This is a genomic window from Arthrobacter globiformis NBRC 12137 (genome assembly GCF_000238915.1).
In the GTDB taxonomy this organism is placed as follows: domain Bacteria; phylum Actinomycetota; class Actinomycetes; order Actinomycetales; family Micrococcaceae; genus Arthrobacter; species Arthrobacter globiformis.
Genome location: NZ_BAEG01000058.1, coordinates 38,432 through 55,796 on the forward strand (window position 1 = coordinate 38,432; position 17,365 = coordinate 55,796).

General features: G+C 66.6%; 17 protein-coding genes. 3 read left to right on the top strand and 14 right to left on the bottom strand.

Annotation, left to right across the window (positions count from 1 at the left end):
* Positions 1-97 precede the first annotated feature (97 nt).
* The 9 genes from pafA to ARGLB_RS11000 all read right to left on the bottom strand — a co-directional run bounded on the left by pafA (position 98) and on the right by ARGLB_RS11000 (position 9,968).
* Complete coding sequence (gene pafA, locus ARGLB_RS10960) at positions 98-1,462, bottom strand: Pup--protein ligase (RefSeq protein ID WP_003802237.1); 1,365 nt, start codon at positions 1,460-1,462, stop codon at positions 98-100.
* A gap of 1 nt (position 1,463) precedes the next feature.
* Positions 1,464-2,171, bottom strand: coding sequence for a proteasome subunit alpha (gene prcA / locus ARGLB_RS10965; protein WP_003802240.1), 708 nt, complete (start codon positions 2,169-2,171; stop codon positions 1,464-1,466).
* 1 nt (position 2,172) lies between these two features.
* Positions 2,173-2,994, bottom strand: coding sequence for a proteasome subunit beta (prcB, locus tag ARGLB_RS10970; RefSeq protein WP_003802243.1), 822 nt, complete (start codon positions 2,992-2,994; stop codon positions 2,173-2,175).
* Positions 2,995-3,078: 84 nt separating this feature from the next.
* Positions 3,079-3,279 carry a ubiquitin-like protein Pup gene (locus ARGLB_RS10975; RefSeq protein ID WP_043418809.1) on the bottom strand — a complete coding sequence of 67 codons (201 nt, stop codon included), beginning with the start codon at positions 3,277-3,279 and terminating at the stop codon, positions 3,079-3,081.
* An 84-nt stretch (positions 3,280-3,363) separates the two neighbouring features.
* Entirely contained in the window at positions 3,364-4,983 is a 1,620-nt protein-coding gene (dop, locus tag ARGLB_RS10980; RefSeq protein ID WP_050934336.1) for a depupylase/deamidase Dop, read from the bottom strand.
* Between the two features lie 50 nt (positions 4,984-5,033).
* Positions 5,034-6,779 carry a proteasome ATPase gene (arc, locus tag ARGLB_RS10985; RefSeq protein ID WP_003802250.1) on the bottom strand — a complete coding sequence of 582 codons (1,746 nt, stop codon included), beginning with the start codon at positions 6,777-6,779 and terminating at the stop codon, positions 5,034-5,036.
* An 82-nt stretch (positions 6,780-6,861) separates the two neighbouring features.
* On the bottom strand, positions 6,862-7,929 hold the full coding sequence (locus ARGLB_RS10990) for a tRNA (adenine-N1)-methyltransferase (RefSeq protein ID WP_003802252.1): 1,068 nt from the start codon (positions 7,927-7,929) through the stop codon (positions 6,862-6,864).
* Between the two features lie 129 nt (positions 7,930-8,058).
* A complete protein-coding gene (locus ARGLB_RS10995) occupies positions 8,059-9,228 on the bottom strand; it encodes a site-2 protease family protein (RefSeq protein WP_003802254.1) in 1,170 nt (389 codons plus the stop codon).
* 11 nt (positions 9,229-9,239) lie between these two features.
* Positions 9,240-9,968, bottom strand: a complete 729-nt coding sequence (locus ARGLB_RS11000; protein ID WP_003802256.1) for an HAD family hydrolase — start codon at positions 9,966-9,968, stop codon at positions 9,240-9,242.
* A 162-nt stretch (positions 9,969-10,130) separates the two neighbouring features.
* Between ARGLB_RS11000 and ARGLB_RS11005 the strand changes: the two genes are divergently transcribed.
* A complete protein-coding gene (locus ARGLB_RS11005; protein WP_003802259.1) occupies positions 10,131-11,036 on the top strand; it encodes a PAC2 family protein in 906 nt (301 codons plus the stop codon).
* Positions 11,037-11,071: 35 nt separating this feature from the next.
* Here ARGLB_RS11005 and mshC read toward each other — a convergent pair whose 3' ends face one another.
* Complete coding sequence (gene mshC, locus ARGLB_RS11010; RefSeq protein WP_003802261.1) at positions 11,072-12,364, bottom strand: cysteine--1-D-myo-inosityl 2-amino-2-deoxy-alpha-D-glucopyranoside ligase; 1,293 nt, start codon at positions 12,362-12,364, stop codon at positions 11,072-11,074.
* Positions 12,365-12,379: 15 nt separating this feature from the next.
* Positions 12,380-13,213 carry an undecaprenyl-diphosphate phosphatase gene (locus ARGLB_RS11015; protein WP_043418788.1) on the bottom strand — a complete coding sequence of 278 codons (834 nt, stop codon included), beginning with the start codon at positions 13,211-13,213 and terminating at the stop codon, positions 12,380-12,382.
* Positions 13,214-13,263: 50 nt separating this feature from the next.
* On the opposite strand from ARGLB_RS11015, the gene ARGLB_RS11020 reads away from it, so the two are divergent.
* Positions 13,264-14,202, top strand: a complete 939-nt coding sequence (locus tag ARGLB_RS11020) for an aldo/keto reductase (RefSeq protein WP_003802264.1) — start codon at positions 13,264-13,266, stop codon at positions 14,200-14,202.
* A 26-nt stretch (positions 14,203-14,228) separates the two neighbouring features.
* Here ARGLB_RS11020 and ARGLB_RS11025 read toward each other — a convergent pair whose 3' ends face one another.
* Positions 14,229-14,492, bottom strand: a complete 264-nt coding sequence (locus tag ARGLB_RS11025) for a hypothetical protein (RefSeq protein WP_003802267.1) — start codon at positions 14,490-14,492, stop codon at positions 14,229-14,231.
* 39 nt (positions 14,493-14,531) lie between these two features.
* On the opposite strand from ARGLB_RS11025, the gene ARGLB_RS11030 reads away from it, so the two are divergent.
* Positions 14,532-14,765: a DUF5703 family protein gene (locus ARGLB_RS11030; protein ID WP_003802269.1), complete on the top strand. Its 234-nt coding sequence runs from the start codon at positions 14,532-14,534 to the stop codon at positions 14,763-14,765.
* 62 nt (positions 14,766-14,827) lie between these two features.
* On the opposite strand, the gene ARGLB_RS11035 is transcribed toward ARGLB_RS11030, so the two are convergent.
* Positions 14,828-15,988, bottom strand: coding sequence for an acyl-CoA dehydrogenase family protein (locus ARGLB_RS11035; RefSeq protein WP_003802271.1), 1,161 nt, complete (start codon positions 15,986-15,988; stop codon positions 14,828-14,830).
* Between the two features lie 8 nt (positions 15,989-15,996).
* On the bottom strand, positions 15,997-17,301 hold the full coding sequence (locus ARGLB_RS11040) for a M20/M25/M40 family metallo-hydrolase (RefSeq protein WP_003802272.1): 1,305 nt from the start codon (positions 17,299-17,301) through the stop codon (positions 15,997-15,999).
* Positions 17,302-17,365: the final 64 nt, after the last annotated feature.

The window sequence follows — 17,365 nt, forward strand, 5'->3', positions numbered from 1 at the left end:
GTCGGGGCAAGATGGATGCCCTGCCGGGATGCTGGACACGGCAAGGCAGTCAGGACCGCAGAACGGCCTCTTCCAGAGTAACGCGGAAAGCTGGGTATCAGCCCATAGAGTCCAGAAGCGCATCCACCCGTTCGTCCTCGTTGCGGAACGGGTCCTTGCACAAAATGGTCTGGTGCGCGCGGTCGTTGAGCTTCAGATGGACCCAGTCCACGGTGTAGTCGCGGCCCAGCTCCTGTGCCTTGCGGACGAAGTCGCCACGCAGTTTGGCCCGGGTGGTCTGCGGCGGGGCGTCCACGGCGTCCTTGATGGCCGTCTCCTCCGTCACGCGGCGCACTGCCCCGCGTGCCTGCAGCAGGTAGTACAGGCCGCGGGAACGGGAGATGTCGTGGTAGGTCAGGTCCAGCTGCGCGATCCGGGGCGCGTCCAGGCCCAGGCCGTGGCGCCTGCGGTAGCTGTCCATCAGTTTTTTCTTGATCGCCCAGTCGATTTCGGTGTCGATGGTGCTGGAGTCGCCGCTTTCGATGGCCCGCAGCGTCCGCCCCCACAGGTCCAGGATCAGCGGGACGTGCGGGTTGTGGGCTCCGTTTTCCTCGACGAACGCCGTGACTTTGCTCAGGTACTCCTGCTGGATCTCCAGCGCGGTGAGCTGGCGGCCGTTGGCGAGCCGGACAAGCGCGCGGCCGCTTAGGTCATGGGAGATCTCGCGGATGCTGCGGATGGGGTTTTCCATCCGCATGTCCCGCATGATCACGCCGGCCTCGATCATCCGCAGGATGAGGTCCACGGTGCCCACCTTGAGCAGCGCCGTGGTCTCGGACATGTTGGAGTCGCCGACGATCACGTGCAGGCGGCGGTAGAACTCGGCGTCGGCATGCGGCTCGTCGCGGGTGTTGATGATGGGCCGGGAGCGGGTGGTGGCGGATGACACGCCCTCCCAGATGTGGTCCGCCCGCTGCGAAAAAGCGTAGGTGGCTCCGTGCGGCGTCTTCAGGATCTTGCCGGCACCGGCGATGAGCTGGCGCGTGACGAGGAACGGGATGAGGATCTCGGCCAGCCGGGTGAACTCGCCGCGGCGGGGAATGAGGTAGTTCTCGTGGCTGCCGTAGGAGTTGCCGGCGGAGTCGGTGTTGTTCTTGAACAGGTACACCGTCCCGTTGAAGCCTTCGGCAGCCAGCCTGGACTGGGCCTCGTCCACGAGGTCGTCCAGGATAAGCTCCCCGGCCCGGTCATGGGCGATCAGCTGGGCAAGGTCGTCGCATTCCGCGGTTGCGTATTCCGGATGCGAGCCCACGTCGAGGTACAGGCGGGACCCGTTGGTGAGGAAAACATTGGAGGACCGTCCCCAGCTCACCACCTTGCGGAACAGGTAGCGGGCCACTTCCTCCGGGGCGAGGGGGCGGGAATCCGGGCTCGAATAGGAAATCCCGAATTCGGTTTCAATGCCGAAGATCCTCTTGTCCATGTCAGCTCTCCTCAGCCAGCAGTTCCACCACGTCCTGGTCGGACAGTCTGCGGAAAGCCCTCCGCGTCCCCCTGTTGCTTTCCGAACTTCGGTCCAGCACCGCCACCTCCAGGGCCTTGGCCGGCAGGTCGGGTGTCTCGTTGTCCGTCACGAGTCCCTTGACGGCGAGCCGGATCGCCGCAGCGAACGAGAGGTCGCGCTGCCAGCCGCCCTCGACCGCCCCGGATACCTTGTCCGCCTGGCCGCCCATCACAATGAAGTTGTGCTCGTCCGCGATCGAGCCGTCGAACGTGAGGCGGTAGAGGTGGTCGAGGTCCTGGCTGGCTCCGACTTCCGCCACGGCCAGTTCCACCTCGAAGGGCTTCTGCTCCGCGGTGAAGACGGCGCCAAGGCTCTGGGCGTAGACGCTGGCCAGTCCCCTGGCCGTGACGTCCTCGCGGTCGTAGGAATAGCCGCGGACGTCGGCGTAGCGCACCCCGGCCTGGCGCAGGCTCTCAAACTCGTTGTACTTCCCGACGGCGGCGAAGGCGATCTTGTCGTAGATCTCGCCGATCTTATGCAGCGACGGTGACGGGTTCTCCGCCACGAGCGCAATCCCGTCCTCGCAGCTGATCACGATCACGGACCGGCCGCGGGCGATGCCTTTCCGTGCGAAATCCGCACGGTCCTTCATCAGCTGCTCGGGAGAGACATAGAACTGCTGTGTCATATCAGGCCTCCCTGCGGGCAGCTGCCCTGGACTCGATGATGTTTCCGGCCATGGTTGCGAGTTCCCGTTCGGATACCCGCCGGGCTCCGGCCCGGTTGACGGCGTACACCACGGGCCAGAGCTGCCGCACGGGGTCGGGACCGCCGGTGGCGGAGTCGTCGTCGGCTGCGTCGTACAGGGATTCGACGGCCACGGCGATCGCTTCGTCCTCGGGCAGGTTCGGCCGCCAGAGCTTCTTGAGGGCGCCGCGGGCGAACATGGATCCGGAGCCCACGGCGTGGTGTTCCTGTTCCTCGTAGCGGCCGCCGGTCACGTCATAGGAGAAGAGCCTGCCTATGCCGGCGGCAGTGTCGAAGCCCGCGAAGAGCGGGACCACGGCGAGGCCCTGCAGCGCCATCGGCAGGTTGCCCCGGATCATGGCGCCGAGCCGGTTTGCCTTGCCGTCCAGGCTCAGGAGGGTGCCCTCGATCTTCTCGTAGTGCTCGAGCTCCACCTGGAACAGGCGGGTAAGGTCGATTGCGATGCCTGCCGTGCCGGCGATTCCGAGGACCGAATACTGGTCGGCGGGAAAGACTTTTTCGATGTGCCGGCTGGCGATGATGTTGCCCATGGTGGCCCGGCGGTCGCCGGCCATCACGATGCCGCCCGCGTAGGTCATGGCCACGATGGTGGTGGCGTGGGGCACGCCGAGGGGCTGGCCGGCGGGCGTGCCCGACGCGAATGGTGTGTATTGGGGAAGCAGTTCCGGACGGTCGCGTTGGAGATGCTCAGTGAACGACGACGTCGAGTGGGCGGCTACCTTGTTGGCTGTTGTCTCCTGCACTGGTGCACTCCTTCAACGTGATACTTCAGCGGCTGTCCGGTACCTCTGGCCTCCGTGCCCGGTGCGGGTGGTGTCGCTGCCGGTCTACTGGCCGCCCTTTTGGACGAACGCCCGGACGAATTCCTCCGCGTTGGACTCCAGGACGCCGTCGATCTCGTCGAGGAGATCGTCAACACCCTGTGTCGAGGCGGATGCCTGGCCTTCTGCGGGCTCCGGCGGTGCGGGGACCTCTTCCTCGACCTCGGTGTCGCGTGGCTGCGGCTGCTGCTGCTCCTGGCCTGCCATGTCCTTCTCCTTCATCCAGTCCCCCATTACGGAGGGACATCCTGTATGCCCATATTGCCACGCAAAGGGCCTCTGCGGGGTGCATTATGCCTGTGGCGGAGCCGGTGCCGATCCGAGCAGTTCTGCAAGGAACGGTCCTGCCTCGCGGTGCCTGGAAAACAGCCCCCCGGTCAGCGCCTTCGTGCCGCGCAGCGGCTCCCGGGTGGGGACGCGCTGCAGTCTTCCGTATCCCGGTACGTCGAAGATCACCGAGTCCCAGCTGGCCCCCACGACGTCCTTGCTGAAGCTGCTGACGCAGCGTCCGCGGAAGTACGCGCGGGTGTCCGACGGCGGTTCCGTCACCGCTGCTGCGATGTCGGCGTCGTCCACGATTCGCTGCATCCGGTTGCGTGACAGCAGGCGGTAGTAGAGACCCTTCTCGGGCCGAAGGTCGGCCCACTGCAGATCCACCAGTCCGAGCCGGGCGTCATCCCACTGGAGCCCGTCGCGTTGGCGGTAGCCCTCCAGGATGGACAGTTTGGCCAGCCACTCCACCGACGTGGCGGCAGCGGCCCGGTCGCTGTCCAACTGGGTCAGGGTGGTGGCCCACCGCTCCAGCACGGCATGGGTGTGGCCGTCGCCGTCAACGGCGTCCGAGACACCCGTGTCCTGGGCGAGCTTGGCAGCGGCCTCGTGGTACATCCACTGCAGGTCCAGGGCCGTTACCCGGCGGCCGTCCAGGAGCCTGATCCTGGTGGTGAGGGTGGTGTCGTGGCTGATGGCCTGCAGTGCGCCCACGGGCTCGTGGACCTCAATCCGCGGCGCGAGGCCCGCCTCGATCAGGCTCAGCACCATGGCGGTGGTCCCGAACTTCAGGTAGTTGGATACCTGGCTCAGGTTGGCGTCGCCGATGATGACGTGCAGCCGCCGGTACTTGTCTGCCGTGGCATGGGGCTCGTCGCGGGTGTTGATGATGGGGCGCCGGATGGTGGTCTCAAGGCCCACCTCCGCCTCGAAGAAGTCCGCCCGCTGGCTGATCTGGTAGCCGGGCCGGGAGCTGTCCTGGCCCATGCCCACCCGCCCCGAGCCGCAGATGATCTGCCGCGACACGAAGAAGGGGGTCAGCCCGCGGACAATGTCGCCGAACGGCACGGACCGCGGCATCAGGTAGTTTTCGTGCGACCCATAGGACACGGACTTGTTGTCGGTGTTGTTCTTGTAGAGGTTGACGGCGGGAAGTTCCGTGTCGCTTGCCAGCCTGCGGACCGCAGCCAGGCCCACGAGGTCCCCGGCTGCGTCCCAGGCGACTGCCGCCGCGGGGTTGGTGACCTCCGGGCTGGAGTACTCAGGGTGGGCGTGGTCGACGTAGAGCCGGGCCCCGTTGCCGAGCACCATGTTCATCAGCAGCGAGCCCGATTCGTCCTCGCCGTCGAGCTCGAGCTCTTCCCGGCCGTAGGCAAGCGCCACGGCCTCGGCGTCCAGCACGGGCGGCTGGTCCGTCAGCTGGCTCGGATGGGCCTGGCCGCGTTCGAGGGTCCAGCCGCGGGCGTCGTGCAGCGGCTCCTCGTCCGTGTAGTCCCAGCGGGTTTCAGCGCCGCCGGCAGCCCTGAGCCGCGTGACCTGGGCGTAGGCCTGGACCACCCGGGCGGACATCATGGTGGCATTGGCGCCCGGTGCGGCCGGCGCGTGAATCCCGTATTCGGTTTCCGACCCCATGACCCGCATGGCGCCGCCGGCCGGCAGGCCACCTCCCAGCGCCGATTCGGAGCCGGCCGTCACAGGTACTGGCCCGTGTTGGGCATGGTCTCGATGGATTTGCCGGGCTCCTGACCGGCCTTGCCCTGGACGATGGTGCGGATGTAGGTGATGCGCTCACCCTTCTTGCCGGAGATGCGTGCCCAGTCATCCGGATTGGTGGTGTTGGGCATGTCCTCATGCTCGCGGAACTCATCGACGACGGCGCGCAGCAGGTGGTCGATGCGCAGGCCCTTCTGCTGGGTGGTCAGGAGGTCCTTGATGGCGTACTTCTTGGCACGGTCTACAACGTTCTGCACCACGGCCCCGGAGTTGAAGTCCTTGAAGTACAGCATCTCGGTGTCGCCGTTGGCGTAGGTGACTTCCAGGAACTCGTTGGATTTCTCCGTTGAGTACATCGACTCCACGGTCCGCTGGACCATGGCGTCGACGGTGGCCAGCACATCGCCGTCGTGTTCCACCAGGTCATCCTCGTGGAACGGCAGGTCCGGGGTGATGTACTTCCGGAAGATGTCCGCCGCGGCCTCGGCGTCGGGGCGCTGGATCTTGACCTTCACGTCGAGGCGGCCGGGGCGCAGGATGGCGGGGTCGATCATGTCCTCGCGGTTGGAGGCACCGATGACAATGACGTTGTCCAGCCGCTCCACCCCGTCGATCTCGCTCAGCAGCTGCGGCACAATCGTCGTTTCGACGTCGGAGGAGATGCCCGTGCCGCGGGTGCGGAAAAGCGAATCCATCTCGTCGAAGAAAACCACTACGGGGCTGCCGTCCGAGGCTTTTTCGCGGGCCCGGGAGAAGATCAGCCGGATGTGGCGTTCGGTTTCGCCGACGTACTTGTCCAGGAGCTCGGGTCCCTTGATGTTCAGGAAGTAGCTCTTGAGGTCGATGTTGCCCGAGCGTTCCGCGGCGCGGGCGGCCAAAGAGTTCGCCACGGCCTTCGCGATGAGGGTCTTGCCGCAGCCCGGAGGCCCGTACAGCAGGATGCCCTTGGGTGCCTTGAGCCCGTGTTCGCGGTAGAGGTCAGGGTGCAGGAACGGCAATTCGATGGCGTCCCGGATCTGTTCGATCTGCGGGCCGAGGCCGCCGATGTCCTCGTAGGTGATGTCCGGGACTTCCTCCAGGACGAGGTTCTCCACCTCGGACCGCGGGACCTTTTCGAGGGCGTACCCGGTGCGGGAATCAATGGACAGGGCATCGCCCACGCGCAGCTTCTCGCTCAGCAGCGGGCCAGCGAGCCGGATGACGCGCTCCTCATCGGCACGGCCCAGCACCAAAGCGCGGTCCGGGCCGAGCATCTCCTTGAGCGTGACGAGTTCGCCCGCACGCTCGTAACCCAGGCCGGCCACCACCAGGAGAGCCTCGTTGAGGAGGACCTCCTGGCCGACCGCCAGCTGGTTGATGTTGACCAGCGGGCTGACGCCAACGCGCATTTTGCGCCCGGCGTTGAAGATGTCCACCGATTCCTCGGTGGCTGCCTGGCCGTTGCCGGCGGCCTGGCGCCGCGGGTTCAGCTGGAGGATGGTGCCGAAACTGTACGGCGGCTGCCCCTCCTGGTCGAGGGCATTCTTCAGCCGGAGTATTTCGGCCTTGGCAGTTTCCAGCATTGCCACGAGCTTGGAGTTGTTCTGCGTGGCAGCGGCCAGTTGGCGGTCGATATGCCTCAGTTTGTCCCTGAGGATATTGACCTGCCGGTCCGCGACAGACAGTTCGTTGGCGCCAGCCTGCTCAGCCGGCGTAGGCACGGAGTCATTGTTTGGCGTCTCCATGATGCATCAGCCCCTTCCTACGCTTCTCTTAAGACCATAGCCCCAAGTTGGCTGGTAGAGCCGACGACATCCGAAATACGGACTAGTTTGTGATCTCCGGGTCGTCCTTGACGTTGGTGCCGGCGATCGCGTCCCGCGCTGCCCGGCGGAGCTTCTTGTCGGAGACGAGGCGCTCCCCGACGGCGCCCGGTGTCCAGGCGTTGACGTCCTCTTCGTTGAACTCGGTCTTGGACGGGCGCCGCTTCACGGAGATGCCCGTAACGCCGTCAGCGAGCCGCCGCGTGACCAGCAGGAAGCCGGTGTGGGCAACCATGCGGTGGTCGGGGCGGACGGCCAGCCCTTCGAGGTGCCAGCCGCGGACCATGGATTCCCAGGCGTCCGGCTCGGTGAAGCGGCCGTCGGCGCGGATGGCTTCCGCCGTGCGGGAAAGCTGGGTGACGGTGGCGACGTAGTTGATCCACACGCCGCCGGGGGCCAGGACGGTGGCCACGGCGTCGAGGCATTCCCAGGGTGCCAGCATGTCGAGGACCACACGGTCGATGGACCCGGGCTCTTCGGCACGGACCACTTCCTCCTGGAAGTCGCCGATGGAGATCTGCCAGGCCGGGTGCGGGCCGCCGAAGATGGTCTCCACGTTGCCGCGGGCGATGGCGGCGAATTCCTCGCGGCGTTCGAAGGAATGCAGGTAGCCCTGGTCCCCCACCGCACGCAGCAGCGAGATGGAGAGCGCACCTGAGCCCACGCCCGCCTCCACGACGCGGGCGCCCGGGAAGATGTCAGCCATGGTGATGATCTGGCCGGCGTCCTTCGGGTAGACCACGGCGGCGCCGCGGGGCATGGACAGGACGAAGTCGGACAGCAGCGGGCGGAGCGTCTGGTACTGCTGGCCGACGTTGTTCACCACTACCGAGCCGTCCACCTTGCCGATGATGTCATCGTGGTTGAGGAAGCCCCGGTGGGTGTGGAACGCTCCGCCGGCCTCGAGGCTGATGGTGTTCATTCGCCCGCGCTCGTCCGTCAGCTGGACCCGTTCGCCTTCGCGGAAGGGGCCCCGCCGCCGGGCAGCACCCACCGGCTGGTCCGCCGTTCCGGCTGCAGTGCCGGAAGGAAGGCCCGTGCTGGTTCCGTTGGCGGCAGATTCGCTGCTCATGACTGTGTCCTCGCTCCTGTGAAAGCTGTTTTGGCGTGCACCGTGGCGGTCGGGCAGGGCGCCGTGCACCCGCTGCCGATTTCACGACCGGCACGTAACTCTACCGGTTCCGGCCGCGCCGGCGAGTGTTTAGCGGGAGGCCTTGCCTGTTATGGCCGTCACCACGGTGGATTGGCGCAGCAGGCCGGTGACCCGCCCGTTGTGGTCAACCACCGCATAATCGTGTCCCTCAAGCTGCGCCAGGTACTGGAGCAGCTCCTGCCCTTTGGACCATTCCGGTACGTAGGCACCGGCGCCGAGCGGGTAGGCCACCGCTCCGGCGGGGGTGGTGCCGGCCATGGCGACGGGCACCGCGGCCAGTGCGGCGGGGTCCACCACGCTGCTAGGCCTGCCGTCCGGAGCGCAGAGCACCACGGCGGTCTGACCGCCTGCCGACACGTTCAGGACGTCGCCGACGCTGACTGTCTCGGAGAGGCCGACGGCGGGTTCGGCCAGCGCGGCGGCGCTCACCAGGTGGAGCCGGCTGCGCAGGCGGCCCTGCTGGATTGAGGCTGACGCGCCCATCCAGAGGAAGCCGCCGACCAGGATGGTGATGAGCAGCATGCTGGTGTCCGGGACGTCTCCGCTGAGCAGCGGCCGGACAATGAAGTACAGGCCCAGGGCGATGACGATGATTCGGCCGCCCCAGCCCGCGGCGACCGTGCCTTTGGCGTGGCTGCCGGTGGCCTTCCAGACCGCGGATTCCACCAGGCGGCCGCCGTCCAGCGGCAGCCCGGGCAGCACGTTGAAGATACCGATCACAAGGTTGGCCCAGAAGAAGATGTTCAGGAGGGTGTCCGCCACGCCGGACAGCCCGCCCGCGGAGATCACCAGCCACGCTGCACCTGCGAGCACGAAGTTGGCGGCGGGCCCGGCCATGGCAACCAGCACGGACCGCCCGGGGGTTGCGGTGAAGCTTTCAAACTGGGTGTGGCCGCCCCAGAGGTTGAGCACGATTTTCTCGCTGGGCCAGCCGTAGATCTTGGCCGTCAGCGCGTGCGCCAGTTCATGGACGAGGACCGACAGCAGGAGCAGGACGGCGTAGGCGAACGCCACGTAGTACGCCCCGATGCCCAGCGACGGGGTACCGTGCTGCAGCACGGGTCCGTATACGATCACCGTGAAGGCGGCGATGATGAACCAGGAGTAGGCCAGGACGATGGGAATGCCGGCGATCCTGCCGAGCGGGATGCCCTCGCGCCGGCTGTTCCTGGTCTGCACGCTCTGGGGCTGCTGACCGGATCCCGCGGGATCAGACACGTTCCGGCTCCTTAGTTAACGTTTTCGAAGGTTGCCGCCGGCTCGCGCGAGCCGAGGCGGAGCCTCACCAGCTCCTCGAGTTCGGCCACACTGCGGTCCGTGAGGGTGTCCCACGTGAACCGGCGGACGTCGTCCGGCAGCGGCACGATGTGCGGGATTGCGACGGTCACCGCTCCGGATGCCACGGCAGCGGCGACGCCCGGCGCCGAGTCCTCCAGCGCCACGCAGTGGTCGACGGTGAGCTCAGGGTCCTGCTGCTTGAGCAGGTCCACAGCCTTGAGGTAAGCCTCCGGGTGCGGTTTGCCGTGGGTTACCGTGTCGCCGGTAATGAGGAACTCGAAGTAAGGCCGGGGAAGGCTCGCCACAATTTCGCGGGCCAGCGGTGCCTCTGACATGGTCACAAGGGCACAACGCACGCCGGCGCTGAAAAGTTCATCCAGCAGCTCCCGGGCCCCTGGGCGCCACGGCACGTTTTCCCGGACGCGGCTGATCACCTGGGCCGTCAGCGTGTCGATGATCTCGCGGATCTCCAGCCGCACGCCGGCGCGCTGGAGGATGCCGGCCGAGTGGACCAGTGATTGCCCCACGAGCTGCATGGCCTGCTCGTGCGACCACGTCCCCCCGTAGGCCTCAACAAGGTTGTGTTCGGCTTCGATCCAGTACGGTTCGGTGTCAACGATGGTGCCGTCCATGTCCCATAAAACGGCTTTGAGCAAGGGCTGAGTGGCGGCGGATTCCATGCATTCCACTGTACCGGGCCGCCCGGCGGCGCCCTGCCGCGGGCCCTGGCCGTACGCCGTCGGCGAATTTCCCCGTCCCCGCACGGCGGAGAGGGGGGTTTGTCCGGATCTTCGGCGGTTCGTTCTATGCAACAGCAACACTTGTGGACGTAGGGTGAAGGGATGAACAGCTTTGACGGAGATACCAACGAACCGGGCACCGCGCCTGAGACGGAGCAGCTGCTGCAGCCTGTTCCCGAGGGTCAGCGCATTACTGTGATGCTGGCTGCGTTCGAGGGCTGGAATGACGCGGGGGAAGCCGCCAGTGATGCGCTCCGTTACCTGAACAAGCTGTGGGGCGGGAAGAAGGTCGCGTCCATCGACGCCGACGAGTACTACGACTTCCAGTTCACCCGGCCCACCGTGCGCCGCACGGCGTCCGGTGAACGCAAAATCAAGTGGCCCTCCACGCGGATCTACAAGGCCAGCGCTCCCGGCACCAATGTGGATGTGATTTTCATCCAGGGCACCGAACCGTCCTATAAGTGGCGCGCGTATACAGCGGAACTGCTGGTTCACGCCGAAGCGCTTCATGTGGACTACGTGGTCCTGGTGGGTGCACTGCTGGCGGACGTGCCGCACAGCCGCCCCATCCCGGTCAGCACGTCCACTGACGATGGCGCGCTGCGGGAACGGCTCAACCTTGAGGCCTCGCAGTATGAAGGGCCCGTGGGCATCGTCGGTGTGCTGTCCGAGGTTTCGCTGCTCGCCGGCATCCCCACGGTCTCGCTTTGGGCGGCGGTGCCGCACTACGTGGCCCAGGCCCCGTCACCCAAGGCGCAGCTGGCCCTCCTGCACCGCATCGAGGAACTGCTCCAGGTTCCGCTGGACACCCACGAGCTGGCCGAGGAGGCCGAGGCATGGGAGCGCGGCGTCAACGAACTGGCCACCGAGGATCCCGAGATTGCTGCCTATGTAAGGCAGCTGGAGGAAGCGAAGGACACCGCTGACCTGCCCGAGGCCAGCGGTGAATCCATAGCGCGCGAGTTTGAGCGCTACCTGAAGCGGCGGGGCAAGGACAAGCCGTAGGCTTCCGCCGTTTCGGGTACTACAGGTTTCGGCCGCTACAGTTCGACGCCGAGAAGCGCGTTGACGGCGTCGCGCACCAGTGCCTGGTCTGCTTCGGACCCGCTGCCCGTGCTGTGGGACGCGGGGTTGTTCAGGGCAGCGTCTGCCCACTGGTCCACGGCGGCCAGCGCAGCGGGGGCGTCCAGGTCGTCGGCCAGGGCCCCTCGCATTTGCCCGATCAGTTCCGTGGCGGTTCCGGCCGGCGCCGCGGCCAGGGCTGAACGCCACCGTTTCAGGCGTGCCTTGGCCTCCTCGAAGCCTTCCGCCGTCCAGGACCAGTCGGACCGGTAGTGGTGCGCCAGGATGGCCAGGCGGATGGCTGCGGGTTCTTCGCCCGCAGCGCGCAGCTTGGAGACCAGGACGAGGTTGCCCTTGGACTTGGACATCTTCTCGCCGTCGAGTCCCACCATGCCGGCGTGGGCGAAGTGCTCGGCGAGGGGAACCCCGGACAGCGAGTAGGCATGCCCGGCACCCATCTCGTGGTGCGGGAAAACCAGGTCCGAGCCGCCGCCCTGCACGGTGAAGGGCGCGGGGAGGTACTTCTGGGCGATGACGGTGCACTCGATGTGCCAGCCGGGCCGGCCCTCCCCCAGTTCGCCGCCGGGCCAACTGGGCTCGCCGTCGCGGGCCACCCGCCACAGGAGGGGATCGAGGGCCTGGCGCTTGCCTGCCCGGCCGGGGTCGCCGCCCCGTTCGGCAAACAGCTCCAGCATCTCGGCTTCCGGCAGTCCGGAGATTGCGCCGAGGCTCCAGGCGTCCACGCCGACGGCGTGCTTGCTGGCGGCCTCGACGTCGTAGTAGACGTCGCCGTCGGGCTCGCCCGGGGTGCCGTTAACGCGGTAGGCCAGTCCCTGGTGCAGGAGCCGTTCAATGGCGGGGACGATCAGCGGCATGGCTTCAACGGCGCCGATGTAATGATCGGGGGCGATGACGTTGAGGGCTTCCATGTCTGTGCGGAAGAGCTCGATCTGGCTGGCCGCGAGCTCGCGCCAGTCGACGCCGGTTGCCTCTGCGCGCTCCAGCAGCGGGTCATCAATGTCGGTGACGTTCTGGACGTAGGCAACCTGCTGGCCACCGTCGCGCCAGGCGCGGTTCAGCAGATCGAACGCGACATAGCTGGCGGCGTGACCCATGTGGGTCGCGTCATACGGGGTGATCCCGCAGACATACATCGACTTTGCGCCATCGGCGTTCAGGGTTACTGCGCGCTCTTCTGTTGTGTCAAACAAGCGGAGCGCGGGCATTTCCCCCGGCAGGACAGGCACGGGGCGGGAGATCCAGGACTTCACAGACCAAGCCTAGTGCTAGGCGCTGATGACATTGAAACCGAGCAGCAGGTACAGGGCGAGGCCCAGGAAGATGCGGTACCAGACAAAAAGCCGGTAACTGCGCGTTGAAATGAACTTCAGGAACCAGCCGATGATGACGTAGCCGATGACGAACGCAATGACCGTTGCCAGGGCCGTCTCCCCCAGCCCGAAGGGACCGCTCACGCCGTCCTTGGCCACCACCTTGAAGAGCTGGTAAAGGCCGCTGCCGAACACCGCCGGGATGGCAAGGAGAAAGGAGTAGCGGGCGGCGGCTTCACGCGTGTAACCCATAAGGAGCCCGGCCGTGATGGTGCCGCCGGAGCGTGAAACGCCGGGGATCAGCGCCATGGCCTGGGCGAAGCCGTAGAGGATGCCGTGCTTGTAGGTAAGCCTGGAGAGGTCCCGGTCCTGCTTGCCGACGGCGTCTGCCACGGCGAGGATCAGGCCGAAGACAATGAGCATCGTGGCCACGATCCACAGGCTTCGCAGGACCGATTCGATCTGGTCCTGGAACAGCAGGCCCAGGACGATGATGGGCAGGCTGCCCAGAATCACCAGCCAGCCCATCCTGGCGTCCGGGTCCTGGCGCGAAACCCGCCCGGACAGCGAGCCGAACCAGGCCTTCACGATCCGGACAATGTCCCGCCAGAAGTAGACAATGACGGCGGTCTCCGTGCCGAGCTGCGTGATGGCGGTGAAGGCCGCTCCGGGGTCCGCCGCATTCGGCAGGAAGGAGCCCACAATCCGCAGGTGGGCGCTCGATGAAATAGGTAGGAATTCGGTCAGTCCCTGCACAAGACCCAGCAGGGCCGCTTCAATCCAGTTCACGCTAAGACCCTACGTCATGATGCAGGTGGTTTCCCCGTAAGCTAACTGCTATGCAGCAGCGTTACATCGGCAACAGCGGGCTCCGCGCCTCCTCCCTCTCCCTGGGCACCATGTCGTGGTCCCGCGAAACGGACGAGCAGGATGCATCGGAGCTGCTGCGCACCTTCGTGGACGCCGGCGGGACCCTTGTGGACACCGCGGCCTCCTACGCCGACGGCCAGGCCGAAGCCATGCTCGGGTCAATGCTGGGCGACGTCGTCTCCCGCACGGAAGTGGTCATCTCCACCAAGGCAGGGGTGTCGCCGTCGGACGGGCGGCAGCGCGTGGACGCATCCCGGAACGCCATGCTGTCCGGCCTGGACGCCAGCCTTGCGCGGCTTGGCACCGACTACGTTGACCTCTGGCTCGCCCAGGCGTGGGACCCCAATGTCCCGCTGGAGGAGACGTTGTCCGCCCTCGACTTCGCCGTCCGCAGCGGACGGGCCCGGTATGCCGGAATCGCCAACTACAACGGCTGGCAGACTGCCAAAGCCGCAGCGGTGGCCGGGTTCCCGCTCGTGGCCAACCAGTCCGAATATTCGCTGCTCCGCCGCAAGCCCGAGGCGGAGCTGGTGCCGGCCATCGAGGATGCGGGCCTGGGGCTGATGGCGTGGGCGCCGCTGGGCCGCGGCGTCCTCACGGGCAAGTACCGCGGCCATGTGCCGTCCGACTCCAGGGCGGCCGGCACGCGGCTGGCCACCTACGTGGAGCCGTACCTTGAACAGCCCTCATCGCAGGTGGTCGAGGCTGTTGCCATGGCGGCCCGTGGCCTGGGACGGTCGTCCCTGGATGTTGCGCTGAGCTGGCTGCTGTCCCGGCACGCAGTGGCGACCGCCATCGTGGGCGCGCGCACGCCGGTCCAGCTCAAGGAAATTCTTGACGCCCAGCTCACGCCGCTTCCGGCGGAAATAGCGCGCGCCCTCGAGGATGTCTCCAGCAACCAGGCCTGACCGGGGCCGGACCGCATCCGGCTGCGTTACTCCTCGACGATTTCCAGATCCTCGTCGTCGGCTTCCTGGTCTTCCTCTTCGTCTTCCTCGTCATCGAAAACCTGGAGCGGCGTCACTTCGTTGTAGGCCTCATAGAGGGCGTCCTCGTAGACTTCGAAGGCATCGGCAACAGCAAAGAATGCCGCCTCCACTGAGGGGTCACCATCCCCGCGGCGGGCCGAGGCGGCTGCAAGGTGTTCTTCCAAAGCGGCAGTCAGGGACTGAAGCGCGACACGCGGATCGATGCTCATGCCTTCACGTTAGCGGGAAAAGGACGAAAATGGAGAGCAATGAAGGAACATTTTCTGACCAGCTCGGTCCTGCGGGAAAGGGACTACGCCCGTCAATACGAGTACCTCGTATTGACGGTCGGTCCTGACGATTCCCTGCCCGAAGCCCGGCGCCGGCTCGTGGAACACTCCGAGTACGGCAAGTGGGAACTCGAGCGCAGCAGGCTCTACGTGGGCGGCGGCAGGCGCTTCTGGCTTCGCCGCCGGGTCACGCAGGTGCAGCGCACAGTCTAGGCCGCTCCGGCCCGCCGGGCGCGCACCTCGATGGTGCGCGCCTGCTTCCACATGGAGCCTGGCTAATCTTCTAGCGGGCCCAGCCAGGCGTTGGCAACCGTATTGTGCGCAGACTCGTCGTCCGAGGGGTGGAACATGCCTGCCAGGACGTCCCGGTACAGGCGCTCCAGCTCCGAACCCCTGAAGTAGCTGGAGCCGCCGGAGACCCGGATGGCGAGATCCACCACCGTCCGCGCCGTCTCCGTGGCCCGGAGCTTGACGCCCACCAGCCTGGCAAACCACTGGCTGCCATGGTCCGCCAGGCGGTCCACATCTCCGGCCACCACCGAAAGCTGCGGGTACAGCGCATCCATGGCCAGGGCGGCCTCGGCCACCTTCCAGCGGATGTCAGGGTCCTGGGCCAGGCTCCGGCCGCCATTCTTGAATGATGTCCTGCGCCTGGCGGCTTCCACGGCCAGCACCAGGGCCCGCTCCCCGATGCCCGCGTAAACGCCGGCCAGCAGGGTTTCAAAGCAGGCGAAGATCGCGAAGATCAGCGGATCGGCGTTGGGGCCCACCGGCAGCTTCCGGAAGATGCGGCCGGGCTGGACAACCGCGCCGTCCAGGATGGTGGTGTTGGACTGGCTGGCGCGCATGCCCAGTGTGTTCCAGTCCTCCAGGATCCGGTAGCCGGCCGTGTCCCGATCGATGAACCCGTGCACCAGTTCTCCGTCGCCGTCCCGTGCGGCCGGGTCCTTGCCGAAGATGCCCAGGCGCGTCCAGGCCGGCGAGAGGCTCGTGAAAATCTTGGTGCCCGTGAACGAGTACCCGCCGTCCGGCAGGGGCGTGGCCGCCGTCAGGGAATCGAACAGGACGGAGTCGTTGCCGGCCTCTGAGTTGCCGAAGGCGAAAATCTCCCCCGCCGCCGCTTCCTGCAGCACGAAGTCCAGCGAGGAGTCGCCGCGTGCGGCCAGCACGCGGGCCACCCCGGTCCAGACCAGATGCATGTTGACGGCCAGCGCGGTGGCCGGGGCCGCCGTCGCCAGCCGCCGCTGGCAGCGGACCGCAGCCTCCAGGCCAAGTCCCGCGCCGCCGTCGGACTCCGGCACGAAAAGCTTCAGGTATCCGGCGGCGGCGAGTTCCTCAAGATCCTCGGCGAAGAAGCGGTTCTGTTCGTCGTACTCCGCAGCCCTCCCGCGGACCCGCGCGAGCAGGCTGTCAGGAAGCAGCTGTTCCGGTTCCACCGCCGGCCTCAGTAGTTGGTGAGCAGCGTGTTCAGGACGCGGGCGCCGAACTTCAGGGATTCCGCCGGAACCCGTTCATCGACTCCGTGGAACATGCCGGTGAAGTCGAGGTCGTCCGGCAGCTGCAGGGGCGCGAAGCCGTAGCCGGTAATGCCAAGCTTGGAGAGGGACTTGTTGTCGGTGCCGCCGGACAGGGTGTAGGGAAGAACCTTCGCGCCCGGGTCTTCGGAGTGCAGGGCGTCGATCATCGAGTCGACCAGGTTGCCGGCGAATGGCACTTCCAGGGAAACATCGTTGTGCACGTAGCTGACGTCAACGCCGCTGCCCGCCAGCTCGCGGACGATCTCGAGAACCTGGTCCTGCTGGCCCGGGAGGGTCCGGCAGTCCACGAGTGCCTCTGCGGACTCGGGGATGACGTTGTGCTTGTAGCCGCCGCCAAGGAGCGTCGGGTTGGACGTGTTCTGCAGCGTGGCCCCCACGAAGCGGGCTACCGTGCCCAGTTCCTTCAGCAGCAGTTCCGGGTTGTCGGGATCGAATTCGACGCCGGTCAGTTCCGTCACGCCGTCCAGGAACTGGCGCGTGGTGGCGGTGAGCTCGATGGGCCACTGGTATTCGCCGATGCGGGTCACCGCGCCGGCGAGCCGGGTGATGGCGTTGTCAGTGTTGATCTGCGACCCGTGGCCGGCACGGCCGTGCGCCACCAGCCGCAGCCAGGAGATGCCCTTTTCCGCCGTCTGCAGGAGGTACGCCCGCTGGCCGCCGATGGTGGTCGAAAAGCCCCCGACTTCCGAGATGGCCTCCGTCGCACCCTCGAACAGTTCGGGCCGGTGCTTCACCGCGTACTGGGCGCCGTGCACGCCGCCGGCCTCCTCGTCGGCAAAGAACGCAAAGATGATGTCCCGCTTGGGCTTGCGCCCGGTGCGGGCGAAGTTGCGCAGCACGGACAGGATCATCGCGTCCATGTCCTTCATGTCCACTGCGCCGCGGCCCCAGATCAGTCCGTCTTTGAGCTCGCCGCTGAACGGGTCCACGGACCATTGCTCGCGGAGGGCAGGCACCACGTCCAGGTGGCCGTGGACCACGAGGGCACTGGCGGAGGGGTCCTCCCCCGCCATGCGGGTGACCACGCTGGCCCGGCCGGGCTCTGATTCGAAGATTTCCGCATCCAGCCCCACCTCAGCGATCAGGCCGGCGGTGTATTCGGCCGCCGCACGTTCGCCGGGACCCGAGCCGTCCCCATAGTTGGATGAATCGATGCGGATGAGCTCCTGGCAGATGGTGACGACTTCATCCTCGGGCCGTACGTGTGTCATTGATCACTCCTTGATGCGGGGAATACGCGGATTCATGCGGGTTCTGGCGGTTTTTGGCTGCCGG